We start from the raw sequence: 24,388 nt of genomic DNA, 5'->3' as shown, positions 1-24,388 counted from the left end.
CCCCGGCCCAATCGTCGTCGGGCCCTTGTGGCGGGGCGACGTTATGCTGCACAGCAGAAAGAATAGGGGTTAAAAATTAACATGACAACCGAAGACACTGCTGCAGGTGCAAAATTAGAGAAGATGACTGCTAATCTTGCCAAAATTGAAGCATTGTCAGCGCGTTTGATGGCGGCTTTGGCGAATAAAAAGTCTTCCGACCCCGGCGTGCAAGGTCCGGGGCAAGACATGTATATGAAAGCCGCCGCAGCCTATCTGGCCGGGATGATGCAGAATCCGGCCAAGGTGCTGGAGCATCAGGTCGCCTATTGGGGCAAGACCATGAAGCATTATGTCGAGGCGCAGCGGGCCCTCGCCTCGGGTGAAATCCGCGCCCCCGCCGATCCCGGCCCAAAAGATCGCCGCTTTGCCAATCCGCTATGGGATACCCATCCGGCGTTCAACTATCTGAAACAGCAGTATTTGTTCAACGCTGAGGCGGTGCGCGATGCCGTCGGCGATATGGAATCCATCGACCCCGGCGACAAAAAGCGCGTCGAATATTTCACCAAGCAGATTGTCGATATGCTGTCGCCGACCAATTTCCTTGGCACCAACCCGGATGCTTTGGAAAAAGCCGTGGCGACCGATGGCGAAAGCCTCGTGCGCGGGCTTGAGAACCTTGTCGCCGATATTGAGGCCAACAATGGCGAACTCGCGGTGACTTTGGCCGACCGTGAGGCGTTCGTGCTCGGTGAAAACATCGCCACCACCCCCGGAGCCGTGGTGTTTCGCAACCGGATGCTGGAACTGATCCAGTATTCCCCCAGCACCGAAACGGTTTTTCAAACCCCGCTGCTGATCTTCCCGCCGTGGATCAACAAATTCTACGTGATGGATCTGAAGCCGCAAAACTCGCTGATCAAATGGATCGTCGATCAGGGTTTCACACTGTTCATCGTCTCATGGGTCAACCCGGATGCCTCTTATGCTGATGTTGGCATGGATGATTACATCCGCGAAGGCTACCTCACCGCGATGGCCGAGGTGCGCCGGATCACCGATCAAAAACAGATCAACGCGGTCGGCTATTGCATCGCGGGCACCACCCTCAGCCTGACGCTGTCGCACCTGCACCGCGCGGGCGACACTTCGGTGAAATCGGCGACCTTCTTCACCATGTTGACCGATTTCTCTGATCCGGGCGAGGTCGGCGTCTTCCTCGACAACGACTTCCTCGACGGTATCGAACGCCAAAGCATCAGTGATGGCATGTTGTCGAAAACCTTCATGAGCCGCACCTTCAGCTATCTGCGCTCGAATGATCTGATCTACGGCCCGGCGATCAAAAGCTATATGATGGGCGAAGCCCCCCCGGCGTTTGACCTTTTGTATTGGAACGGCGACGGCACCAATCTGCCGTGCAAAATGGCAATCGAATACCTGCGCGGGCTTTGCCAGGATGATGGGTTGGCGCAGGGTACATATAAAGTCTTCGGTCATAACGTCAGCCTGAAGGATATCCAGATCCCGGTTTGCGCCATTGCCTGTGAAACCGATCATATCGCGCATTGGCGCGGCAGCTTTAACGGCTTCAAGCAGATGGGGTCGACCGACAAAACCTTCATCGTCTCGCAATCGGGCCATGTCGCGGGCATCATCAACCCGCCCTCGAAAGGCAAATACGGCCATTACACCAATGCGGGCCCCGTTGCAGGCGCACCGGATGACTGGATGGCAAGTGCCACCTTCAACAGTGGCAGTTGGTGGCCGCGGTGGGGGACATGGCTCGCCGCACAAGCGGGGGGGCAGGTGCCCGCCCGCATCCCAGGTGATTCGGTCCATCCGGTGCTTTGCGCCGCACCAGGCACCTATGTGTCGCAACAGCCAGATTCGCCAAAAGGTTGAGTTTGCAGGGCTTTCCGTAAGGTAAGCCTGCGCGCGCCCTGCGACACTGTCATTGCCGCGTTGCAGAAAATTCACTTGCAATGCTGCACTGCAGCATTTATATCTGGCTCATCGAAAAGCGGGGCTGTCTCCCGCACACCTGTAGGAGCATACAATGACCAACGCGAATGACTTCACCAAAGTTATGCAGGACATGATGGCAAAGTTCCCGGTAGACGCTTCGGCGTTCCAGAACGCTTTCAAAACCCAAGCTGCTTTTGGCGAGAAACTGTCGAAAGTGGCTCTGGAAGCTGCTGAAAAATCGACCGAAATCTCGTCCAAATGGGCAAAAGAGACCATCGCCAAGCTGTCGGGCGCTGCCAAAGCTAAATCCGAGCCGGCTGACTACACCAAAGCCGTGACCGACTTTGCTTCGGCTGCTGCCGAACTGGCTTCGGAAAACATGGCTGCTTTCGCTGAAGTGGCGAAAAAAGTGCAGATGGAAACCGTTGAACTGATGCTTGCTGCTGGCAAAGACGTTTCGGCTGAAGCTTCGGCTGTTGTCAAAAAAGCCACCGACGAAGTGACCGCTGCGACCAAAAAAGCCACCGCGGCGACCGCTGCCAAGTAATCCGCAAGGATAGCGCATCCCAATTTCCTCCCTAAGTGGGGATGTGCAGGGCGGGCCATTGTGCCCGCCCTTTCTTTTTATGCTGCACTGTCCTAGACTTTCTCTGCACTGCAATATCTCGGGGAGAGAACTATGGCCGAACCTGCTAAGCCGCTGTTGATCAAGCGCTATGCCAGCCGTCGTCTCTATAACACCGAGACGTCTGATTACGTCACGCTTGAAGACATTGCGGGCTTCATCCGCGCGGGCCGCGAGGTGCAGATTGTCGATCTGAAATCCGGTGATGACCTGACCCGGCAATATCTGTTGCAGATCGTCGCGGAACACGAATCCAAGGGCGACACCGTTCTGCCGACCAATGTGCTGACCGATCTGGTGCGCAGCTACACCACCAACATTCAATCCGTGGTGCCGCAATTTCTCGCCGCCAGCTTTGAGATGCTGCGTGATGGTCCCACCAAGGTCATCGAGAACATGAACGCGATCCCGAATCCGCTGACCGCGATGCCGGGGTTTGATCTGATGCGCAAGCAGCAAGAAGCCTTCATGAAAACCATGATGGGCGGCGTTCCGGGCTGGTCAGGCTCTGGCCCAGCCAAAGAAGATGCCGCGCAAGACCCGGCTGAGGAATTGGCCGAGATCAAAAAGCAATTCGCCGAGCTGCAGAAAAAGCTGTCGAAGCTGTAAATGCCCGTATTTTAGATGGCAGAACAACAGGGACGCGTCACGCTTTGGGGGATCGAGGTTTTCCTCGCCGTCGCCGAAGAAGGCGCGATTTCTGCGGCTGCGAAACGCTTAGGGGTCAGCCCCTCGGCGATCAGTCAGCAGCTGACGGGGCTGGAAACGGCCCTCGCCGCCGTGCTGTTAGACCGCTCCGCCCGTCCGATGCGGCTGACGCCAGCGGGCGCGATGTTTCGTCGCCACGCCCAAACCATCCTGAACGCCGAAGCAGAGGCCCGCGCCGATCTGGCGGTGGCGGATCTTTCTGGCCTGACCACCCTGCGGCTGGGCATGATCGAAGATTTCGACGCCGAGGTGACGCCCAGTCTTTTGTCAGCCTTGGCGGGGGAGCTCAAAGGCTGTCGTTTCCTGCTGGAAACCGGGGCCAGCCACCGCCTGCTGGATCAGCTGGAAACCCGATCACTGGATATTGTCGTCGCCGCTGATCTCGACTCCGACACCGCCGATCAAGGCTGGCGCGAGGTGCATCCGCTGCTGGCCGAACCCTTCCTCGCCATTACCCCAAAAGGTCGCAGCCATACCGATCTGCCCTTGATCCAATACACCGCCAGACATGTGATGGGCCGCCAGATCGCGGGCCATCTGGCGCGGCAAAACCTGCGGTTGGCGCATCGCTTTGAACTCGACAGCTACCATGCGATCTTGGCAATGGTCGCGGGCGGGCAGGGCTGGACGATCCTGACCCCGCTGGCGCTGCACCATGCCGCCCGTTTTCACGCGGCGATCGACGTCGCCCCGCTGCCGTTTGAACCCCTGCAACGCACCCTCTCGCTTTCCGCCCGCGAAGGCGTGCTGCGTGAGATGCCGCGCCAGATTGCCAGCCGTCTGCGCGGCCTGATCGCGGCGCAAATCGTCGCCCCGGCGCAGGCGGAATGGCCTTGGCTGGGTGAGACGCTGCGGGTGCTCTGACCCGCTTTGTGCTGGCCTTTGCTGGATGCGGGGTCTAGGGCTGGAGGAAACCAAAGGATATATCATGGCACTTTCCGATCTTCTGGCCCGCGCGGGCAATGCTTGCGAATTCTGCGGCGCAACAGCCGATCTGGCTGCGGTCGATGTGCCGCCTGCGGGTGAGGTGGCACTTTGCCCCGCCTGCCGCGAAGATGTGCCCGCCGATGCCTCGCATTGGCGCTGTCTGGAGGGTGCCGCTTGGTCGGCAGAGCCTGCGGTGCAATTGGCGGTCTGGCGCAAATTCGGGCAGTTGGCCGAGCCTTGGGCGGTTGAGGCGCGCGAGGGCATGGTGTTGTCGGATGAGGTGCAAGGGTGGACGGAAGTTGCCGCCAGTGTCGAGCATCGCGACAGCAATGGGGTTTTGCTGGCCCACGGCGACTCTGTGATGTTGATCAAGGATCTGGTGGTGAAGGGCGCGAATTTCACCGCCAAGCGGGGCACTGCGGTGCGGCGGATTTCTTTGGTGGCGGACAATCCCGAGCAAATTGAAGGCCGGGTTGAGGATCAGCGGATCGTGATTTTGACTGCGTTTGTGAAGAAGATTTAGGGCGGTCCCAACTCGGGACCTTTTTGATATGAAGTAATATCAATATCTTACAAGTCGAGATTCAGACTTTCTTAACGTTTGAACGTATAAACCCCGCACCATCTGGCGCGGGGTTTCATGTTAGGGAGCACGATTTTTCTCAAAAATCGGCCGGGTTCATTCCAACTCGACAAGCAGATCCTTAGCATCAATCTGGCTGCCCGGATGCACATGCAACGCCTTCACCACAGCGGCGCGGTCGGCGTGGATGCCGGTTTCCATCTTCATCGCTTCAATGGTCAGCAGCAAATCGCCCGCGCTGACTTTCTGGCCTGCCACCACGGCGACAGATGCAATCGAGCCGGGCATCGGCGCCCCGATATGGCCCGGATTGCCCTCAACGGCTTTCGGCTTGGCCGCAACTTTCGCTTTGATCGCGCGGTTAGCCACCTTGATCACGCGGGGTTGACCGTTCAGCTCAAAGAACACCTTCACTTCGCCGTCATCGGTGGTCTCCCCCACCGCTTGCAGGCGAACTTCCAGCTTTTTGCCGGGGTCAATCTCGGCGGTGATTTCTTCGCCGGGGATCATGCCGTAAAAGAACGTCCGCGTCGGCAGCGTGCGCACCGGGCCGTAAGCCCTATGGCGGCCCATATAATCGAGGAAGACTTTCGGATACATCAGGTAGCCGTTCAGATCTTCGTCGTCGATCTTGAAGCCGCCAAGTTCTTCGGACAGTTTCGCCCGCACCGCCGCTAGGTCAACGGGTGCCAAGCTTTCGCCGGGGCGGGCGGTTGAGGCGACTTCGCCCTTCAGCACCTTTTTGGAAATCCCCGCGGGCCAGCCACCATGCGGCTGGCCGAGGTTGCCTTTCAGCATATCGACCACCGACTCGGGGAAGGCGACGTCGATCTTCGGGTCTTCCACCTGCTTGCGGGTCAGACCTTGCGCCACCATCATCAGCGCCATGTCACCCACGACCTTCGACGAAGGCGTGACTTTCACGATATCGCCAAACATCTGGTTGGCGTCAGCGTAAGCCTGCGCCACCTCATGCCAGCGTTCTTCGAGGCCCAGCGAGCGCGCTTGAGCTTTCAGGTTGGTGAACTGGCCGCCGGGCATTTCGTGCAGGTAGACTTCTGACGCGGGCGCGGGGATACCGGATTCAAACGCCGCGTATTGGCCGCGCACGGCTTCCCAATAGTTGGAGATTGAGCGGATCGCGGCCATATCAAGACCCGTATCGCGGTCAGTGTGGCGCAAAGCCTCGACAATCGAGCCCAAGCAGGGCTGCGAGGTGCCGCCCGAGAACGCATCCATCGCCGCATCGACGCAATCGACGCCTGCATCCGACGCCGCAATGATCGTGGCTGCGGCTGCACCCGAGGTATCATGGGTGTGGAAGTGGATCGGCAAGCCGACCTCTTGCTTCAGCGTCTTGATCAGCAATTTGGCGGCGGCGGGTTTTAACAGCCCCGCCATATCCTTCAGCCCCAGCACATGCGCGCCTGCGACTTTCAACTGTTTCGCGGTATCGACGTAGTATTTCAGGTTATATTTGGCGCGATCCGGGTCAAGCATATCGCCAGTATAGCAGACGGTGCCTTCGCAGACCTTGTTGGCCTCCAGCACCGCATCCATCGCGACGCGCATGTTTTCGACCCAGTTGAGTGAGTCGAACACCCGGAACACATCGACGCCGGTGCTGGCCGCCTGCTTCACAAACGCCTGCACCACATTGTCGGGATAGTTGGTGTAGCCGACGCCGTTAGAGGCGCGCAGCAGCATTTGCGTCATCACATTCGGCATCAATGCGCGCAGATCGCGCAGGCGCTGCCACGGACATTCCTGCAGGAAGCGGTAGGCGACATCAAAGGTCGCCCCCCCCCAACATTCGACCGAGAACAGCTGCGGCAGGTTGGCGGCGTAGGCGGGGGCGACCTTGATCATATCGATCGAGCGCATGCGGGTGGCGAGCAGCGATTGGTGGCCGTCGCGCATGGTGGTGTCGGTCAACAGCAGCTTTTGCTGTTTGCTCATCCAGTCGGCAACGGCTTGAGGCCCGTGTTGTTCCAGCAGGTTGCGGGTGCCCATTGCTGGCTCGACCAAGGCTTTCGGGGCCTTTGGCGTGCGGGCCTCGGCATGGGGTTTGTTGCGGCCAGCGGTTTCGGGATGCCCGTTGACGGTGATATCCGCGATATAGGTCAGGATTTTCGTCGCACGGTCGCGGCGTTTCTTGAACTGGAACAGCTCGGGCGTCGTGTCGATGAATTTGGTGGTGTAGGTGTCATCGAGGAAGGTCGGGTGCTTCAGCAGGTTGATGACGAATTCGATGTTGGTCGAAACCCCGCGAATACGGAATTCGCGCAACGCCCGGTCCATCCGCGCGATGGCGGCTTTCGGAGTTTGGGCGGTGGCCGTCACTTTGACCAGCAGCGAATCGTAATAGCGGGTGATCACGCCGCCCGCGTAGGCAGTACCGCCATCCAGACGAATGCCATTGCCGGTGGCAGAGCGGTAGGCGGTCAGGCGGCCATAATCCGGGATGAAGTTGTTTTGCGGGTCTTCGGTGGTGACGCGGCATTGCAGGGCGTGGCCGGTCAGGTGGATTTCTTCTTGGTTGGCCTTGCCGGTGGCTTCGGCCAAGGTTTTACCTTCGGCAATCAGGATTTGCGCTTGGACGATGTCGATGCCGGTGACTTGTTCGGTGACGGTATGCTCGACCTGAACGCGTGGATTGACCTCGATGAAATAGAACTGCTGGTTGTCCATATCCATCAGGAATTCGACGGTGCCGGCACATTCATAGCCGACATAGGCGCAGATCCGGCGACCCAGATCGCAAACCTCGGCGCGCTGGGCGTCGGTCAGATACGGGGCAGGGGCGCGCTCGACCACCTTTTGGTTGCGGCGCTGTACGGTGCAGTCGCGTTCATAGAGGTGATAGATCGCACCATGCTTGTCGCCAAGGATTTGCACCTCAACATGCCGCGCGCGGATGATCATTTTTTCCAGATAACCTTCGCCGTTGCCAAAAGCGGCCTCAGCCTCACGACGACCCTCGCGGACCTTATCGACCAATTCGGATTCCGACAGGATCGGCCGCATGCCACGCCCACCACCGCCCCATGAGGCTTTCAGCATCAAGGGATAGCCGACCGCAGCCGCCTCTTTCTTGATAGCATCGAAATCATCGCCCAGAACTTCGGTGGCCGGGATCACCGGAACGCCAGCGGCCATAGCCACCCGGCGGGCAGAAGCTTTGTCGCCCAAGGCGCGCATGGTGTCGGCTTTCGGGCCGATAAAGGTAATGCCGGCCTGATCGCAGGCATCGACGAAATCAGGGTTTTCCGACAGCAAACCATAGCCGGGGTGGATCGCATCGGCACCACAGGCCCGCGCCACCCGGATGATCTCCGGGATCGAGAGATAAGCGCCGACCGGGGACAGGCCCTCACCGATCAGATAGGCCTCATCCGCTTTGAAACGGTGCAGGCTGAGTTTATCTTCCTCGGCATAGACGGCGACGGTCTTTTTGCCCATCTCATTGGCTGCCCGCATCACGCGGATCGCAATTTCGCCGCGGTTGGCGATGAGGATTTTCTTGAATTCGGTCATAAGGCTGCTCCGGGTAACGGGGGAGTGGGCGTGATCGAGTTCGTACACTAGCCACGCTGCGGTGCAGCGCAAGGGGCGGAAACGCCATGATATGACAGATTTGCGATATGTCGGGCGCTAACATCCGACCGTTGCAGAAGGGACGATTCGTTGCCTGAAAAATGGGCGATATGCGAAGATGGCGCGGGGTTTTTGGCAGAATGGCTGAAGCCTTGGGCAAAGTGCTGAAAATCGCAGCGCAACAGAAGCGAGATAAACGCAAAAGTTTCCTGTGAACAATGCGGGAACACTGCTTTATCTTGGCCGCGAACCCGGCTAAGTTAGCGCGATGAGCTGGACCGATGACGAAGATGCTTTTGCGGCGGCCGTGCCGCTGTCACAGCGCGCGCTTGGCCGAGGGGCAGCGCGGCCAGCACCCTATCTCGACGATCTGAACCCGGCGCAGCGTGAAGCGGTCGAGGCTTTGGACGGCCCGGTTTTGATGCTGGCGGGGGCGGGGACGGGCAAGACCAAGGCGCTGACCTCGCGGATCGTGCATCTTTTGAACAAGGGCAAGGCGAGCCCGCGTGAGATTTTGTCGGTGACCTTCACCAACAAAGCCGCGCGTGAGATGAAGCTGCGGGTCGGGCGGTTGCTGGGCGATGTCGCTGAGGGCATGGCGTGGATGGGCACTTTCCACTCACTGTCAGTGAAGATCCTGCGCCGCCATGCCGAACTGGTGGGGTTGAAAAGCAACTTCACCATTCTGGATACAGATGATCAGTTGCGGCTGCTGAAGCAGTTGATTGCGGCGGCGAATATCGACGAAAAACGTTGGCCCGCGCGGATGTTGGCCTCGATGATTGATAGCTGGAAGAACCGCGCGATGACGCCGGACCGGGTGCCGTCGTCGGAAGCTTCGGCCTACAACAACCGTGGCACGGAACTGTATGCCCAGTATCAAGAGCGGCTGCGCACCCTGAACGCCACCGATTTTGGCGATCTGCTGCTGCATTGCGTGGTGATTTTCCAGAAGCATGAAGATGTGCTGGCGCAGTATCAGCGCTGGTTCAAATACATCCTCGTCGACGAATACCAAGACACCAACGTTGCGCAATATCTCTGGCTGCGGCTCTTGGCGCAGGGCCATCGCAACATCTGCTGCGTCGGCGATGATGATCAGTCGATCTACGGCTGGCGCGGGGCTGAGGTTGGCAACATCCTGCGGTTTGAGAAGGATTTTCCGGGCGCCAAGGTGGTGCGGCTGGAGCAGAATTACCGCTCGACCGCGCATATTCTCGCCGCCGCCTCGGGGATTATTGCCGCCAACGCCGACCGTTTGGGCAAGACGCTGTGGACGGCGGGCGCACAGGGCGAAAAGGTGCGGCTGATCGGCCATTGGGATGGCGAGGAAGAAGCCCGCTGGATTGGCGAAGAGATTGAGGCCACCCAGCGCGGGCGGCGCGGCATTGAAGCGACCTCGTTGAACGGTATGGCGATTCTGGTGCGGGCCTCGCACCAAATGCGGGCGTTTGAGGATCGGTTCTTGACCATCGGGTTGCCGTATCGGGTGATTGGTGGGCCTCGGTTCTATGAACGCCAGGAAATCCGCGACGCGATGGCCTATTTCCGGTTGGCGGTCTCGCCGGAGGACGATCTGGCGTTTGAGCGGGTGGTGAACCTGCCGAAGCGCGGGCTTGGCGACAAGGCGCAGCAGGATATTCAACGCGAGGCGCGCGGGCAGGCGCTGCCGCTGCTGGATGGCGCGCGCAGTCTGGTCGCGCGCGGTGGCATTGGCGGCAAGGGGGCCGGGCAGTTGCGCGGCTTTGTTGAAGGCGTGGATCGCTGGCACGCGGCTTTGACCGGCGCGCGGGTTGTGCCGCCCGAAGATGCGCTGATCGAGCCGATGCTGCCGGATACGCCGCCTGCGAATGATCTCAGCCATGTGCGGCTGGCCGAGGTTATTCTTGAGGAATCCGGCTATGTCTCGATGTGGCAGAACGACAAAACGCCGGAAGCGCCGGGGCGGTTGGAGAACCTGAAAGAACTGGTGAAGGCGTTGGAGCAGTTCGACAGCCTGCAAGGCTTCCTCGAACATGTCAGCCTGATCATGGAGAATGACAACGAGGAAGCGGCGGAGAAAGTGTCGATCATGACGCTGCACGCCGCCAAGGGATTGGAATTCCCGGTGGTTTTTCTGCCCGGTTGGGAGGATGGGTTGTTCCCGAGCCAACGCTCGATGGACGAATCCGGCAAGAAGGGTTTGGAGGAAGAACGCCGTCTGGCCTATGTCGGCATTACGCGGGCGGAGGAACTCTGCACGATTTCCTTTGCCTCAAACCGCCGGGTTTATGGCCAGTGGCAAAGCCAGTTACCCAGTCGGTTCATTGACGAGTTGCCGGAAAAGCATGTCGAGGTGCTGACGCCACCCAGCCTGCATCGCGGTGGCTATGGCGCCGCGGCTCCGTCTTATGGCGCTGCGCTGGAAGATCGGGCGGTGAAGGCGGATGTCTATAACTCGCCGGGCTGGAAGCGGATGCAGGACCGCTCGGCGCAGCGTGGGGTCAGCCAACCGCGTGAGGCGCGCAATGTGACGATCGACGCGCAGGCTTTGTCATCTTACATCATCGGCGACCGGGTGTTTCACACCAAGTTTGGTTATGGCGAGATCATGGGCATTGAGGGCGATAAGCTGAGCATCGAGTTTGACCATGCCGGATCAAAGATGATCGTGGCGCGCTGGGTGGTGCCGGCGCATCAGGTCGATGACGTGCCGTTTTAGGGCGGACCGGTTAAAGCAGGGCGGAATTTGAGAAATTCCGGCACGAAATTCGTGGCGAATTTCGGTTTGGTGTCGAGGTTAGGCAGTAGGCTTGAACCGCTCCAAAGCATAAACGGCCAGACCTGCCAGCAAGCCCCAGAAGGCGGCTCCAATCCCGAAAGCGGCGACTCCTGATGCCGTCACTGCCAAGGTCACCGTCGCGGCAAAGCGGGTGCGCGGTGGGGTGAAAGCCCCGGTCAGCGCGCCCATCAGCGGCCCAAGCAGCGCCAAAGCCACCAAAGCTGTCATTAACGCGGGTGGCAGGGCGGCAAGAATCGGCAGGATCACCGGGCCGAGCAAGCCCAGCATGACCCAGAATCCAGCATAGACCAGGCCGACCTTCCAGCGCTGGGTGCGGTCGGGGTGGGTGTCGTCACCGAGGCAAATCGCCGCCGTGATCGCGGCCATGCTGATGGTATGCGCGCCAAACAGGCCGGCGACGGCAGAAATCCCGCCGGTGGTGATCAGGGCGGGGCCGACGGGGGGCTCGTATCCGGCGGCGCGTAGGGTGGCGAAGCCGGGCAGGTTTTGCGAGGCCATCGTCACCAGATACAGCGGCAGGCCGAGGCCCAACAGCACATCCAGCCGGAACGCTGGCGGGATGAAAGTCAGGGTCGGCAGCGGCAGGGAAAGCTGCGGCAGGTGTGCTGCTCCGGTCACGAAGGCGAGGATCAGCCCGGTGGTGAGCGCCGCCAGCACGGCAAGGGCGGGGTTTTTCAGCCGCACCAGCAGAAACACCGCGATCATTGGGAACACCAAGCCGGGCAGGCTTTGGGCGGCGAGGCTGCCCTTCAGGCAGAACGGCAACAGCACGCCTGCGAGCATTCCTGCGGCGACTCCGTCCGGGATCAGGGCTACGAGGCGACCCAAGGGGCGCAAGGCTCCGGTCAAGGCGATCAGCACGCCTGCGAGCACGAAAGCACCCACAGCCTCGGCCATGCTGATGCCGCTGGTGGCGGCGATCAGCGCGGCGCCAGGGGTGGACCACGCCAGCACGACGGGGATGCGGTTTGCATAGCTGAGATAGGCCGATCCCACTGCCTTGGCGATGCAGATTGCGAACACCCAGCTGGCGGTTTGCGCAGGGCTGGCGCCGAGGGCTGCGGCGGCGGAAAGCACGAGGGCGATGGTAGAGCCGTAGCCGACCAAGGCGGCCACGAGCGCCGCTGAAAGCATAGAAATCCGCATGAGCCCGCCTGTTTTGCCGCAGCCAGAGTATCGTGGGGCGGATCGGCGGATGCAAGGGGATGAGGAAGGCGGCACCCTAGGGAGGAGGAGTATCCGTCTTGGTCAAGTCGGTTTTGCGGCCCATTTTCTATCGTCGCGCAGCAGAGCATTTGCTAACACAAGAAGCTTTCGCATGACGGCTGTGATCGCGACCTTCTTTTCTTTCCCCGCAGCGATCAGGGCTGCGTATTTCAGCTTCATATCCAAATTGAACCTGATCGCGACAAGTGCGGGCATAAATATCGCATGGCGCAGGTTGGGACGTCCGCCCAAAATCCGCGCCTTGCCCTGCCATTTCCCCGAGCTTTGTGACATCGGAGCAAGACCCGCGAGGCTGCCGACTTGTTTGTTGGTCAGGCTGCCAATCTCGGGCATGTCAACTAAGATCATGAGCGCCGTATTTATACCGATCCCTGGTATGCTGATCAATTGCTCCATCCGCTTTGCCATGTTCTGATCTTTGCTGGCCACTTCCAACATTTGCGCATCGATCTTGCCGATGTCGTCTGCGATCTGGCGCAGCCTTCTGTCGAGTTGGACCTTGATCAACGCTACGGTGCTGGTCGCTCTTCGCGTCTTGGCGGCAGTCCGATCCTTGATCAATGCCCGCCGCGCTGCCAGTAACTCTTTAAGATCATACAGATTTTCCGCCTGTATTGTCTTTGGCGTCAACTGTAACGCCACGCCCATCCTTGCCAGCATTTCGCTGTCAACGCGGTCCGTCTTTGCCAACTTGCCGCTGGCTTGGGCAAACCGGCGTGCCTGCTTTGGGTTCACTTTTACAAAGGACAAAGCCTTTGCCCCAAGTCGCCGTTCAAGCTGTCGATGATATGCACCCGTCGCTTCATATATTACCAAGGGCAATGATGGCAGCGTCTCAAGCCATTTGAGCAATTTGCTATGGCCAACTGTCCCATTTGGAAACTGGCGGTTTGATCCATCTGCAAGCCGATGGACGTCAAGCGTGTCTTTGGAAACATCAATTCCGATGATATCATCCATGTGTCTTTTCTACCTTGTCTTGTCATACGGGCCCAAGGCCCCAGTATCCGTTCAGGTCAAGAGAAAAGACGAAGGCGACCATACTCCTCCACGGTCCAGCACGACCAAGCGGGAAACGATCCGACCCCCGTCGTTGCCCGGCATAAATGCCGTGCCGGGCAACGGCTCCAGTATCGCACAAGAGCTGGATTCAGGATAAGACAAGAGGGTGCCGCCAAATCGTGCAGGCCAGGGAGGAGGTTGGCCGCTCGAACTTATGATGCGCTGCCCGGGAGGAGGTGGGCCGCGTCATCGTCATCTCCGGCCCGGGAGGAGGTGGGCCGGGGAATTAAAGCGGCAGCGACCCTAGGGAGGAGGTAAGGACCGCTGCCTGATCACACAGGCCCGGGAGGAGGTGGGCCGCGCGAATAGGGTGCGACGATCTGAGGGAGGAGAACAGATCGCCGCGTGTCCGAGAGCCTAAGGGAGGAGAAGGCTCATCGAAGAAAATAGGGTGGCGGTGATCCAGGGAGGAGGTTGGATCACCGCCTGATCACACAGGCCCGGGAGGAGGTGGGCCGCGCGAATAGGGTGGCAGCGATCCCAGGGAGGAGGACGGGATCGCTGCCGGATCGACAGGGCCAAGGGAGGAGGTTTGGCCCGACGAATAGGGTGCGACGATCTGAGGGAGGAGACCAGATCGCCACCGTCGGATTTCGTTTTTGCCATAAGTCAAACACGAAACCCGATTTCCGAGAGCCTAAGGGAGGAGAAGGCTCATCGAAGAGAATAAAAAGGCGACGGCGCAAGGGAGGAGTTGCGCGCCGCCGCGCCGTGAAACCAAACCGCTGGGAGGAGGTAGCGGCCGGTTCAGGGATTACTTGCCGTAAGCTGCCTCACGAGCGATTTCGGTGATCAGCGAACGGGCGATGCCCAGATCGGACAGCTCACGGTCGGTCAGCTGACGCAATTCGCGGATGGTGCGGTCATAGACCCGACGGCGTGCCAGCATTGCCGAGATCGAAGCAAAGATGCCCGAGATACGGTCGGTTGCCGATACTTGGACGGCGCGGGTTGAATTCACATATGCCATGATAGCCTCACTTTTTGTTCTGCGAGCGGTTGGTCTTGGCCGGATGCCTAAACCCTTCTGTTCCGCTGTTATCGATAACATGGGGCAAATGCTGCAACTGCACAATAGTCTGAGTGATCAATGCTGCCATGCGGCACACGCATGGCTTGGTGTCGTAAAATATTCATACTTAACAGGCGCTTCGCTGAATATTTGAGCGTTTGGTCAACAGGGCTTGCCCTTTCCGGTAAAGCGCACAACTTTGTGGTGCGCAACTGCTAATTTAGATAGCATACAAACTAAAATGCGGGCGAAGGAAAAACAATGAGCGTGACTCGGGATGAGGTGATGGCGGTTCTGGCGCGGGTGCAGGTGCCTGGCGGCACGCTGGTGTCGCGCGATCTGGTGCGGGCGGTGATGGTCGAAGGTGGCCTCGTGCGATTCGTTATTGAAGCGCCGACGCCTGCCGAGGCGCGCGATCTGGCCCCGGCGCAGGTGGCGGCAGAGATGGCGGTGAAGGCGCTGCCGGGGGTGACGGATGTGCAGGCGGTGATGACGGCGCACGGCCCCGCGCCGAAACCGGCTACGGCGGCACCGCCAATGTTGGGTGCAAATCCCGGCGCTGTGAAGATCGGCCAGCACCCGACGCCGCATCAGGGCGGCCCTGCGCGGATTGCAGGCGTGGACCGGATTATCGCGATTGGTTCGGGTAAGGGCGGGGTGGGCAAATCCACCGTGTCTTCCAACCTCGCGGTGGCTTTGGCGAAACAGGGGCGGCGGGTAGGCTTGCTGGATGCTGATATATACGGCCCCAGCCAGCCGCGGATGATGGGGGTGAACAAACGCCCGGCCAGCCCTGATGGCAAGATTATTGAGCCGTTGCACGCGCATGGCGTCACCATGATGTCCATCGGCCTGATGCTGAAGGAAGATGAGGCGGTGATCTGGCGCGGCCCGATGCTGATGGGGGCGTTGCAGCAGTTGTTGGGGCAGGTGGCTTGGGGTGAGTTGGATGTGCTGATCATCGACCTGCCACCGGGGACGGGCGATATTCAACTGACGCTGTGCCAGCGCACCCATCTTACGGGCGCGATTGTGGTGTCCACCCCGCAGGATGTGGCTTTGCTGGATGCGCGTAAGGCGCTGGATATGTTCCAAAAACTGAAAACCCCGGTGCTGGGGCTGATCGAGAACATGTCGACCTATATCTGCCCGAACTGCGGCCACGAGGAACATCTGTTCGGTCATGGTGGCGTCGCGGCAGAAGCCAAGCGGCTGGACCTGCCGTTCTTGGGGGAATTGCCGCTGTCTATAGATGTGCGTCTGGCGGGGGATGCGGGGGTGCCGATTGCGGTCGGCGACAGCCCGCATGCGCAGGCCTATGCGCGCTTGGCGCAAAGGCTGATTGCGGGTGGCATGGCCTAGGCTTGGGTTTTCAACGTACCGAGCGCGGTATGGTGACGAGGCTGGGTTGAATCCCCAGCCTCCGCCGATCCCAAATGGGACTTCATGGGAAAGCCGCTGCGGCGAATCACTTCATCTGGGAAATCATGGGAAAACCGGGGGAAACTCCGGTTTTTTACGTTTCTGCGTTGTAATCAACCGTCGATTCGGCCAGCTTCTGCGCAACATCTGGGTGATTTCTGCAAGCACCCGAAAATTTTTGGGAAATCATGGGAGCCTGCGGAGAGATTTTTGAAAATCTATATCTAGTGTTCACGCCGCTGTGAAAGCGGCGTTACTGCCTAAATTTAGCATCCCGAACCACAAGATGCTGTTTTTCGCTCGACCCGAAAACAAGATATTCCCCACATTCACCCAAAGATTTCCATTGCTTCCCATGAAATCCCATGGCATCCCTATCTCACGAAGACGGAACGGCGGGACAAAAAAGCAGGGGCGGCTGAAGACCCCGAACAAGGCGAAAAAGACAGGCTCATACAGGCACCCCGCCTTTCCAACTTTGACAGATCCGGCGCGCGAGCGAGCAGACATCTCCCCCAGGTGGCAAGCGCAGCAGGACGCCCAGCGATGGGACAGACGGCGGATCGAGCAGTGGCAGCAGCTCGGTCCGCCTTTTCTATTTCAGGGGTTGAAAAACCCCAAAAGGAGCCGAAAGGCCGATGGTGAGTGAGGCGTTCAGAGGCGAGTTCTACCAGAAGGTAGACAGCAAGGCGCGGGTATCCATCCCAGCAGCCTTCCGCCGCATTCTGGAAGCAGAAGACCCCTCCTCCGATGATGCACGCCCCAAGGTCTACATGGTTTACGGCGGCAAAAGCCGCAATTTCGTCGAGTGTTACTCGAAGTCTGGCGCCGATGCATTGGCCGCCAAGATCGAAGCGATGGAACTGGGTTCGGACGACCGCGACAAGGCAGAGCGCGATTTGATTTCGCGCTCGGTGATGGTCGAGATTGAGCCCGATGGCCGGATCGTTTTGCCGCTGAAAGTGCGCGCCAAGATGGGCTTTTCGGCAGACGATATTGCTGGTGAGGCGGCTTTTGCGGGCTACACCAACCGCTTCAAGCTGTATCGTCGTGAAGTCTACGACGCCGAATTCAATGATGACGACGATGATGGTGTCGATCCCTTGGCCCTTGTCGGCCGGGCTGCGCGGGCGGGCTGACATGGACCCGATCCGCGACCAGAACATCGGCCGCTCTCCGCATATCCCCGTATTGTTGCGGCCTTTGTTGGCCGCTGTCGCCCCTGTGCGTGGGCTGTGGCTGGACGGCACCTTTGGGGCAGGCGGCTATACCAAGGGTTTGCTGGAGGCAGGCGCCGATTGTGTGATCGGCGTCGACCGTGACCCTTTGGCGCTGGAAATGGCGGCGCCTTGGGCGGGGGAATACGGTGACAAACTGCGGCTGGTGGCGGGGAATTTTTCGGACATGGATCAACATGCCGGGGAATTGCTCGATGGCGTTGTGCTCGATCTCGGCGTGTCGTCGATGCAGATTGATCAGGCCGAACGTGGATTTTCGTTTCAGAAAGACGGCCCCCTCGATATGCGGATGAGCCAATCGGGCGAGTCGGCAGCGGATATCGTCAACACCGCCACTGAGCAGCGCCTCGCCGATATCCTCTATCATTTCGGTGAAGAACGCGCCTCGCGCCGGATCGCCCATGCGATTGTCGAACAGCGCGCCGAGCCGATTGTCACGACGTTGCGGCTGGCCGAGATTGTCGCGAAATGCCTGCCGCGCCCGAAGCCGGGGCAAAGCCACCCCGCCACGCGGTCTTTCCAAGCCCTGCGCATTGCGGTGAATGAGGAATTTACCCAACTGGTGCAGGGGCTTCTGGCCGCCGAACGCGCACTGAAACCCGGTGGGCTGCTGGCCGTTGTCACCTTCCATTCGCTGGAAGACCGCGTGGTGAAACGCTTCTTCCAACAGGCAGCGGGCGAGGAGCCGAACTCCAATCGCTATGCGCCCGTCAAAGAAAACACCACCGCGCGGTTTGAATTGGTCACCCGCAAGGCGATTGGCCCGGATGACCTTGAACTCGAAGAAAACCCGCGCGCGCGTTCGGCCAAGCTGCGCGTCGCACGGCGCACCGCAGCGCCTGCCAAAGACATTGAAGGTGCGGCGCTGAACGCCCCCGATCTGCCGAAACCTTCCAACAAAAAAGGACACCGCTAAGCCATGCGCCCTGTGCTTTACGTTCTGTCGTTTCTCGCCGTGATGGCGTTGGGGTTTTGGGCCTATCGTGAGAATTACGCGACCCAAGCCGCATTGCGCGATGTGACTGATTTGCAGAACGAAATCGGCTCTCTGCGCGAAAGCCTGTCGATCGAGCGCGCCGAATGGGCGTATCTCAATCGCCCCGAACGGCTGCGCGATCTGGCGACGCTGAACTTTGACCGCCTTGGCCTGCTGCCTATGGTGCCGCAGCAATTCGGTGTCACCGCACAAATCGCCTTCCCGCCAGCACCTTTGATCACCAATCTGCCGATTGCGGGCGGTGAAATGGTGTCTGGCACGCTTGCCGCGACAGAAGGGGAGCAAACGCCATGACCCGCACGCCTTTGCGCCCACTGGCCCGTATTCTGAACGCCCGCCAAAAGGGTGAGAACCCCGACAGCATCGAGCGTGAAAACCTGCGCCTGCGCCACGAAGTCCTGCGCGACAAATCCCGTGGCAGCGCTCAGGTGCGCCTTGTCATCCTCGCCTTGTGCTTTTTCGGCGCCTTCACCCTGATCGGCGCGCGGATGGGCACGATTGCGGCCTCGGAACCGGTCGAGCCGCGCACGGCTTCCGCAGGGGCGGAAATTGACGCAGGCCGCGCCGATATCGTTGACCGCAATGGCCGGATTCTGGCCACCAACATGCTGACCCATGCGCTGTACGTCCAAACCCGCGATCTGATCGACCCGGCGCGGGTGGCGAAAGAACTCGCCGCGATCTTCCCCGATCTGGATGAAAAAGCCCTGCTGCGCCGCTTTACTGATGGCCGCAGCTTCCTCTGGGTGCGCAAAGTCCTTAGCCCCGAACAAATGCAACTGGTGCATGAAATCGGCGACCCCGGCCTGCTGTTTGGCCCGCGTGAGATGCGGCTTTATCCCAACGGCACGCTCGCGGCCCATGTTCTCGGGGGCTCGTCCTTTGGCGCAGAGGGTGTAAACAGCGCCGAAGTGATTGGCACGGCGGGCCTTGAGAAATTCGAAGACGCGCGGCTGCGTGATCCGGCGCAAGCGGGCACCCCACTGGTCACCTCGCTGGATATCACCGTGCAGGCGGCGGTCGAGGATGTGCTGGGCGCGGGCATCACCATGATGAACGCCAAGGGTGGCGCGGCGATTCTGATGGATGTGAACACCGGCGAAATCGTGGCGCTTGCTGCTGGTCCGACCTTCGATCCGAACGACCGCCCCGCCAACCCGACCTCGGGCGATCCGTCTGACAGCCCGTTGTTCAACCGCGCGGTGCAAGGCGTCTATGAGCTGGGCTCAACCTTCAAAATCTTCGCGGCTTCGCAAGCGATTGAGCTGGGTTTGGTGACACCAGAAACCCTCGTCGATGCCAATGCGCCGATGTATTACGGCAAGTTCAAGATCAATGAGTTTGAGGGCCACAACTACGGCCCGCTGCTGTCAGTGTCTGATATCATTGCGAAATCCTCCAACGTCGGCACCGCCCATATCGCGATGATGATCGGCGGCGAGCGTCAGCAGGCCTTCCTGAAATCTTTGGGCCTGTTCGATGCCTCGCCGGTGGAACTGGTCGAGGCGAAGGGCGCGAAACCTTTGCGCCCGGCGCGTTGGCCGGAAATCGTCACCATCACCGCCGCCTATGGCCATGGTATCTCGGGTAGCCCGCTGAACCTCGCCACCGCCTACGCCAGCATCGCCAATGGCGGCATAAAGGTGACGCCGACGCTGCTGAAGCGCACCGAGCCGATGCAGGGCGAGCGGATCCTGTCGAAGCGTGTTGCCCTTCTGGCCGTCAGCATGATGCGCCGCGTTGTCACCGAAGGCACCGCCAGCTTGGGCGATGTGCCCGGCTATGCGGTGGCAGGCAAGACCGGCACGGCTGAGAAAACCAAGCGCGGTGGCGGCTATATCAAGGATAAGGTCGTCAACACTTTTGCCAGTGTGTTCCCGGCCAATGATCCGAAATATGTGCTGGTGGTGACGCTGGACGAGCCATCGGAAAACACCGGGTCAAAACCGCGCCGCACTGCCGGTTGGACCGCCGTTCCGGTGGCCGCCGAGATCATTCGCCGTGCCGCCCCTTTGCTGGGGATGCGGCCACAGGTTGAAGCTGCCAGCTTGGATGGGCTAGTAGCCGTCAAGAATTAAGCTTGGGGGCATGTTGTGGCAGATCGGACAAAAACACTCGCAGATCTGGGCCTGACCGCCCGCGAAGGCCGCAATCCGGCACTGCGCGGCATCACGCTGGACAGCCGCGCGGTGGAAGACGGATTTCTGTTCGCCGCAATGCCGGGGGCGGCGGTGCATGGTGCTAAGTTCATTGCGGGCGCTTTGGCCAAGGGTGCCGCTGCGATCTTGACCGATGCCGCAGGGGCGCGGTTGGCGGCAGAGGCTTTGGCCGCCTCCGATGCGGCGCTGATCGTCGCCGAAGACCCGCGTGAGGCGATTGCGCGTGCGGCGGCTTTGTGGTTCGGCAATCAGCCCGCCACGATGGTCGCGGTCACCGGGACCAATGGCAAAACATCCGTGGCGACCTTTGCGCGGCAGATCTGGATGGCCTTGGGCCATGCCGCGATCAACATCGGCACCACCGGCGTTGAAGGCGCATGGTCGGCTCCCTCTGCCCATACAACGCCCGACCCGATCACTTTGCACCGGATGCTGAGCCTCGCGGCGGCAGAGGGCGTCACCCATGCCGCGATGGAGGCTTCCTCTCACGGGCTTGATCAGCGCCGGATGGACGGGGTGCGGCTGAAGGCGGCGGGTTTTACCAACTTCACCCAAGACCACCTCGATTATCACCACACGTTCGAGGCTTATTTCGCCGCCAAAGCTGCCTTGTTCGACCGCGTGCTGCCCGAAGATGGCTGCGCTGTGATCAACATGAACGATCCCAAGGGGCATGAGGTGGCGCTGATCGCGGTGGCGCGGGGGCAAAGCCTAATCTCGGTCGGCACGGGCGAGGGCTGCGATCTGAGGATCCTTGGCCAGCGCTTTGACGCCAAGGGGCAGGATGTGCGCTATGAATGGAAGGGCACGCCCTACCAAGTGCGCCTGAACCTGATCGGTGGCTTTCAGGCTGAGAACGTGGCTTTGGCCGCTGGCTTGGTGATCGGGGCAGGCGAATCCGCGCGCGATGTGTTCGCCGTGCTGCCGCAGCTTTCGGGCGTGCGGGGCCGGATGGAATTAGCAGGTACGCGGCTGAACGGCGCGTCGGTATTCGTTGATTACGCCCATACCCCCGACGCCCTGCAAACCGCCCTGCGCGCTTTGCGCCCGCATGTGATGGGCCGGGTGATCGTGGTGTTCGGCGCAGGCGGCGACCGCGACACCACCAAACGCCCGCTGATGGGGGCCGCTGCGCAGGCCAATGCCGATGTGCTCTATGTCACCGACGACAACCCGCGCTCTGAAGATCCCGCCCTGATCCGTGCCGCCATCATGGCCGCTTGCCCCGAAGCCAACGAGGTCGGTGACCGTGCCGAGGCGATCCTGTTGGCCGTCGATGCCCTGCAACCCGGCGACGCTTTGCTGGTCGCAGGCAAGGGGCATGAGAGCGGTCAGGTGATCATGGGCAACATCTACCCGTTTGACGATGTGGAACAGGCCAGCATCGCCGTCGCCGCACTGGATGGATTGCTATGACCACAAAACTAGATCCGCTTTGGACCTCTGCCGACGCATTAACCGCCACCGGCGGGCGCTCAACCGCCATATGGACCGCCAGCGGCGTTTCAATCGACACCCGCACGATCCAACCCGGCGATCTGTTCGTGGCGCTGAAAGACATCCGCGACGGCCATGATTTCGTTGCCACCGCCTTGGCGAAAGGTGCCGCCGCAGCGCTGGTTTCCCACATCCCCGACGACGTTGTCCCCGATGCGCCCTTGCTGATCGTCGATGATGTGCTGCAAGCGCTTGAAAAGCTGGGCGCTTTCGCCCGTGCCCGCACCCGCGCCAAGGTGATCGGCGTCACCGGATCGGTCGGTAAAACCTCAACCAAGGAAATGCTCCGCCGCATCCTCTCTGGCCAAGGCAGCACCCACGCCGCCGAGGCCAGCTACAACAACCATTGGGGCGTGCCGCTGACCCTCGCCCGGATGCCCGCCGACACCGACTTCGCGGTGATCGAGATCGGCATGAACCACCCCGGCGAGATCGCGCCCCTCGCGCGCCTCGCCGACCTCGACGTCGCCCTGATCACCATCGTCGCCCCGGCGCATCTGGAGGCGTTCAACGATCTGGAAGGCATCGCCCGCGAGAAAGCCGCGATCTTCGACGGCCTGCGCCCCGGTGGCACCGCGATTTTCCCCGGCGATCAAAGCATCACCCCGATCCTGCAAGCCAAAGCCGCCGCAGTCGGGGCCAAAGCCATCACTTTTGGTGCCAACACCACCGCCGACTACCGCCTGAGCGATGTCACCCTCTGCGACACCGCCACCATCGTGAAAGCCACCCGTATGGGCACCCCGAGCCTGTTCAAAGTCCTCTCCCCTGGCCGCCACTTCGCCGCCAACGGGCTTGGCGCTTTGGCCGTCGCTGATGCGCTAAACCTTGACCCGATGATTGCCGCCTCTGACCTCGGCCAATGGAAACCACCCGCAGGTCGTGGCACGCGGGAACACATCCAGCTTGATATTGTTGAGGAAACCAGCTTCGATCTGATCGACGATGCCTTCAACGCCAACCCGACCTCGCTGGCCGCCGCCTTGGATGTGCTGATCGCCGCCACCCCGCAAGACGGCATTGGCCGCGTCGGCAAGGGCCGTCGCATCGCCATTCTCGGCGATATGCTGGAACTTGGCCCCACCGAAATTGCCCTGCACGAAGCCATAACCCAGCACCCGCATCTGAACAAAATCGACCTGATCCACTGCGTCGGCCCCCGGATGAAAGCGCTTTACGTCAAACTGCCGCGCGCCCAGCGTGGCGAGTGGGTGAGCGATGCGCGCGACCTTGCCGCCCGCCCGCGCAGCCTGATTGATGCTGGGGATATTCTGCTGGTGAAAGGCTCGAAGGGTATAAAAGTCAGCCTGATCGTTGACGCCCTGCGCAAATTGGGGCACCCAGCGCCCGACACAAAGCAATAAGGCGCGTGGTCATGCCGTCCCGCGCGCAACAAGGAGAAGCGTAATGCTGTATTGGCTCACCGAGTTTTCGGATGGCGGCGACGTCTTCAACCTGTTTCGCTACATCACCTTCCGCGCCGGTTGCGCCTTTGCCACCGCCCTCATCTTCGGCTTCATCTTTGGCCGACCCTTGATCGACCTGTTGCGCCGCAAACAGGGCAAGGGCCAACCGATCCGCGACGATGGCCCGCAAAGCCATTTCATCAAGGCAGGCACCCCCACCATGGGCGGGCTTTTGATCCTGTCGGCGCTGATGGTCTCGACCCTGATGTGGGCGCGCCTCGATAATCCCTATGTCTGGATCGTGGTGCTGGTGACGCTGGCCTTTGGGCTGATTGGCTTTGCCGACGATTACGCCAAGGTCACCAAACAAAACACCAAGGGCGTCTCGGGCCGGGTGCGGATGCTCGCGGGCCTCGCCATTGCCGCGATGGCGACCTATGCCGCGTCCAGCTTTCATCCGCCCGAGCTCACCAACCAACTGGCATTGCCACTGTTTAAAAACGTGTTGCTGGATTTCGGCGTGTTTTTCATCCCCTTCGGCATGATCGTCATCGTCGGGGCCGCCAATGCTGTGAACCTGACCGATGGGCTTGATGGCCTTGCCATCATGCCGGTGATGATTGCGGGCGGCACCTTGGGGGTGATCTCCTACATCGTCGGTAACTATAATTTCGCCGAATACCTTGGCGTGCATTTCGTTCCCGGCACCGGGGAGCTGCTGGTTTTCGCCGCCGCTTTGTTCGGCGGCGGCCTCGGCTTTCTGTGGTACAACGCCCCCCCGGCGGCGGTGTTCATGGGCGACACCGGCTCACTCGCCCTCGGCGGCGCCCTTGGTGCCATCGCCGTCTGCACCAAACACGAAATCGTTCTCGCCATCGTCGGCGGCTTGTTCGTGGTCGAGGCGCTGAGCGTGATCATCCAGGTGCTGTATTTCAAACGCACCGGCAAGCGCGTGTTCCTGATGGCCCCGATTCACCATCATTTTGAGAAAAAAGGCTGGGCCGAACCGCAAATCGTCATCCGGTTCTGGATCATCAGCCTGATCCTCGCGATGATTGGCCTTGCGACGCTGAAGGTCCGGTAAGACGGCACGGCATGGGTAGGGCGGGGTTCACCCCACCGCCCTTCGCCACGGCATCGACACCCTACAAATGAAAACGCCTGACGATCCGATCGTCAGGCGTTTTCATTTATGC

At 60.4% G+C, this 24,388-nt stretch carries 18 protein-coding genes; 14 read left to right on the top strand and 4 right to left on the bottom strand.

All coding sequences use genetic code 11. The annotated features are described in order from the left end of the window. The first annotated feature begins 81 nt into the window (after window positions 1-81). From phaC to ACS5RD_RS19145, 5 genes are all read left to right on the top strand, one after another. Window positions 82-1,887: a class I poly(R)-hydroxyalkanoic acid synthase gene (gene phaC, locus ACS5RD_RS19165; RefSeq protein ID WP_489928709.1), complete on the top strand. Its 1,806-nt coding sequence runs from the start codon at window positions 82-84 to the stop codon at window positions 1,885-1,887. 154 nt (window positions 1,888-2,041) lie between these two features. Beyond that, on the top strand, window positions 2,042-2,497 hold the full coding sequence (locus tag ACS5RD_RS19160) for a hypothetical protein (RefSeq protein WP_054008006.1): 456 nt from the start codon (window positions 2,042-2,044) through the stop codon (window positions 2,495-2,497). A 132-nt stretch (window positions 2,498-2,629) separates the two neighbouring features. Next, window positions 2,630-3,184 carry a polyhydroxyalkanoate synthesis repressor PhaR gene (phaR, locus tag ACS5RD_RS19155; RefSeq protein WP_489928708.1) on the top strand — a complete coding sequence of 185 codons (555 nt, stop codon included), beginning with the start codon at window positions 2,630-2,632 and terminating at the stop codon, window positions 3,182-3,184. Between the two features lie 15 nt (window positions 3,185-3,199). Next, on the top strand, window positions 3,200-4,147 hold the full coding sequence (locus ACS5RD_RS19150) for a LysR family transcriptional regulator (protein WP_054008004.1): 948 nt from the start codon (window positions 3,200-3,202) through the stop codon (window positions 4,145-4,147). A gap of 64 nt (window positions 4,148-4,211) precedes the next feature. Then, window positions 4,212-4,733, top strand: coding sequence for a PhnA domain-containing protein (locus ACS5RD_RS19145; protein ID WP_489928707.1), 522 nt, complete (start codon window positions 4,212-4,214; stop codon window positions 4,731-4,733). Window positions 4,734-4,889: 156 nt separating this feature from the next. On the opposite strand, the gene ACS5RD_RS19140 is transcribed toward ACS5RD_RS19145, so the two are convergent. Then, window positions 4,890-8,330, bottom strand: a complete 3,441-nt coding sequence (locus tag ACS5RD_RS19140) for a pyruvate carboxylase (RefSeq protein ID WP_489928706.1) — start codon at window positions 8,328-8,330, stop codon at window positions 4,890-4,892. Window positions 8,331-8,658: 328 nt separating this feature from the next. Here ACS5RD_RS19140 and ACS5RD_RS19135 point away from each other — a divergent pair, with 328 nt between their 5' ends. Next, window positions 8,659-11,091 (top strand): ATP-dependent helicase, encoded by a 2,433-nt coding sequence (locus tag ACS5RD_RS19135; RefSeq protein WP_489928705.1) that lies wholly within the window; start codon window positions 8,659-8,661, stop codon window positions 11,089-11,091. Window positions 11,092-11,169: 78 nt separating this feature from the next. On the opposite strand, the gene ACS5RD_RS19130 is transcribed toward ACS5RD_RS19135, so the two are convergent. From ACS5RD_RS19130 to ACS5RD_RS19120, 3 genes are all read right to left on the bottom strand, one after another. After that, window positions 11,170-12,318: a benzoate/H(+) symporter BenE family transporter gene (locus tag ACS5RD_RS19130; protein WP_489928704.1), complete on the bottom strand. Its 1,149-nt coding sequence runs from the start codon at window positions 12,316-12,318 to the stop codon at window positions 11,170-11,172. Between the two features lie 102 nt (window positions 12,319-12,420). Then, window positions 12,421-13,359, bottom strand: a complete 939-nt coding sequence (locus ACS5RD_RS19125) for an IS110 family transposase (protein ID WP_489927673.1) — start codon at window positions 13,357-13,359, stop codon at window positions 12,421-12,423. Between the two features lie 856 nt (window positions 13,360-14,215). Next, window positions 14,216-14,431 carry a DUF1127 domain-containing protein gene (locus ACS5RD_RS19120; protein ID WP_054007999.1) on the bottom strand — a complete coding sequence of 72 codons (216 nt, stop codon included), beginning with the start codon at window positions 14,429-14,431 and terminating at the stop codon, window positions 14,216-14,218. 303 nt (window positions 14,432-14,734) lie between these two features. On the opposite strand from ACS5RD_RS19120, the gene ACS5RD_RS19115 reads away from it, so the two are divergent. The 8 genes from ACS5RD_RS19115 (at window position 14,735) to mraY (ending at window position 24,276) form a co-directional block, all read left to right on the top strand. Continuing rightward, on the top strand, window positions 14,735-15,835 hold the full coding sequence (locus ACS5RD_RS19115; protein ID WP_489928703.1) for an Mrp/NBP35 family ATP-binding protein: 1,101 nt from the start codon (window positions 14,735-14,737) through the stop codon (window positions 15,833-15,835). A gap of 698 nt (window positions 15,836-16,533) precedes the next feature. After that, a complete protein-coding gene (locus ACS5RD_RS19110) occupies window positions 16,534-17,034 on the top strand; it encodes a division/cell wall cluster transcriptional repressor MraZ (protein ID WP_054007997.1) in 501 nt (166 codons plus the stop codon). Window position 17,035: 1 nt separating this feature from the next. Then, on the top strand, window positions 17,036-18,049 hold the full coding sequence (gene rsmH, locus ACS5RD_RS19105) for a 16S rRNA (cytosine(1402)-N(4))-methyltransferase RsmH (protein WP_082351753.1): 1,014 nt from the start codon (window positions 17,036-17,038) through the stop codon (window positions 18,047-18,049). A gap of 3 nt (window positions 18,050-18,052) precedes the next feature. Next, window positions 18,053-18,424: a cell division protein FtsL gene (gene ftsL / locus ACS5RD_RS19100; protein WP_054007996.1), complete on the top strand. Its 372-nt coding sequence runs from the start codon at window positions 18,053-18,055 to the stop codon at window positions 18,422-18,424. Continuing rightward, on the top strand, window positions 18,421-20,208 hold the full coding sequence (locus ACS5RD_RS19095; protein ID WP_054007995.1) for a peptidoglycan D,D-transpeptidase FtsI family protein: 1,788 nt from the start codon (window positions 18,421-18,423) through the stop codon (window positions 20,206-20,208). Before ftsL ends, ACS5RD_RS19095 begins: the two co-directional genes overlap by 4 nt. A 15-nt stretch (window positions 20,209-20,223) precedes the next feature. Then, complete coding sequence (locus tag ACS5RD_RS19090) at window positions 20,224-21,705, top strand: UDP-N-acetylmuramoyl-L-alanyl-D-glutamate--2,6-diaminopimelate ligase (protein WP_489928702.1); 1,482 nt, start codon at window positions 20,224-20,226, stop codon at window positions 21,703-21,705. Beyond that, window positions 21,702-23,150 (top strand): UDP-N-acetylmuramoyl-tripeptide--D-alanyl-D-alanine ligase, encoded by a 1,449-nt coding sequence (locus tag ACS5RD_RS19085; protein WP_489928701.1) that lies wholly within the window; start codon window positions 21,702-21,704, stop codon window positions 23,148-23,150. The genes ACS5RD_RS19090 and ACS5RD_RS19085 overlap by 4 nt, the downstream gene beginning before the upstream one ends. Before the next feature lie 43 nt (window positions 23,151-23,193). Continuing rightward, window positions 23,194-24,276, top strand: coding sequence for a phospho-N-acetylmuramoyl-pentapeptide-transferase (mraY, locus tag ACS5RD_RS19080; RefSeq protein WP_489928700.1), 1,083 nt, complete (start codon window positions 23,194-23,196; stop codon window positions 24,274-24,276). Window positions 24,277-24,388 lie beyond the last annotated feature (112 nt).

The sequence above is a fragment of the Cypionkella sp. PAMC25878 genome, from assembly GCF_058135695.1.
The sequence above is the reverse complement of the archived record's forward strand: the minus strand, read 5'-3'. Positions and strand labels throughout refer to the sequence as shown.

Coding starts and splice junctions, on each gene's coding strand:
- phaC (WP_489928709.1), top strand. CDS start 82: ATGACAACCGAAGACACTGCTGCAGGTGCAAAATTAGAGAAGATGACT.
- ACS5RD_RS19160 (WP_054008006.1), top strand. CDS start 2,042: ATGACCAACGCGAATGACTTCACCAAAGTTATGCAGGACATGATGGCA.
- phaR (WP_489928708.1), top strand. CDS start 2,630: ATGGCCGAACCTGCTAAGCCGCTGTTGATCAAGCGCTATGCCAGCCGT.
- ACS5RD_RS19150 (WP_054008004.1), top strand. CDS start 3,200: ATGGCAGAACAACAGGGACGCGTCACGCTTTGGGGGATCGAGGTTTTC.
- ACS5RD_RS19145 (WP_489928707.1), top strand. CDS start 4,212: ATGGCACTTTCCGATCTTCTGGCCCGCGCGGGCAATGCTTGCGAATTC.
- ACS5RD_RS19140 (WP_489928706.1), bottom strand. CDS start 8,330: ATGACCGAATTCAAGAAAATCCTCATCGCCAACCGCGGCGAAATTGCG.
- ACS5RD_RS19135 (WP_489928705.1), top strand. CDS start 8,659: ATGAGCTGGACCGATGACGAAGATGCTTTTGCGGCGGCCGTGCCGCTG.
- ACS5RD_RS19130 (WP_489928704.1), bottom strand. CDS start 12,318: ATGCGGATTTCTATGCTTTCAGCGGCGCTCGTGGCCGCCTTGGTCGGC.
- ACS5RD_RS19125 (WP_489927673.1), bottom strand. CDS start 13,359: ATGGATGATATCATCGGAATTGATGTTTCCAAAGACACGCTTGACGTC.
- ACS5RD_RS19120 (WP_054007999.1), bottom strand. CDS start 14,431: ATGGCATATGTGAATTCAACCCGCGCCGTCCAAGTATCGGCAACCGAC.
- ACS5RD_RS19115 (WP_489928703.1), top strand. CDS start 14,735: ATGAGCGTGACTCGGGATGAGGTGATGGCGGTTCTGGCGCGGGTGCAG.
- ACS5RD_RS19110 (WP_054007997.1), top strand. CDS start 16,534: ATGGTGAGTGAGGCGTTCAGAGGCGAGTTCTACCAGAAGGTAGACAGC.
- rsmH (WP_082351753.1), top strand. CDS start 17,036: ATGGACCCGATCCGCGACCAGAACATCGGCCGCTCTCCGCATATCCCC.
- ftsL (WP_054007996.1), top strand. CDS start 18,053: ATGCGCCCTGTGCTTTACGTTCTGTCGTTTCTCGCCGTGATGGCGTTG.
- ACS5RD_RS19095 (WP_054007995.1), top strand. CDS start 18,421: ATGACCCGCACGCCTTTGCGCCCACTGGCCCGTATTCTGAACGCCCGC.
- ACS5RD_RS19085 (WP_489928701.1), top strand. CDS start 21,702: ATGACCACAAAACTAGATCCGCTTTGGACCTCTGCCGACGCATTAACC.
- mraY (WP_489928700.1), top strand. CDS start 23,194: ATGCTGTATTGGCTCACCGAGTTTTCGGATGGCGGCGACGTCTTCAAC.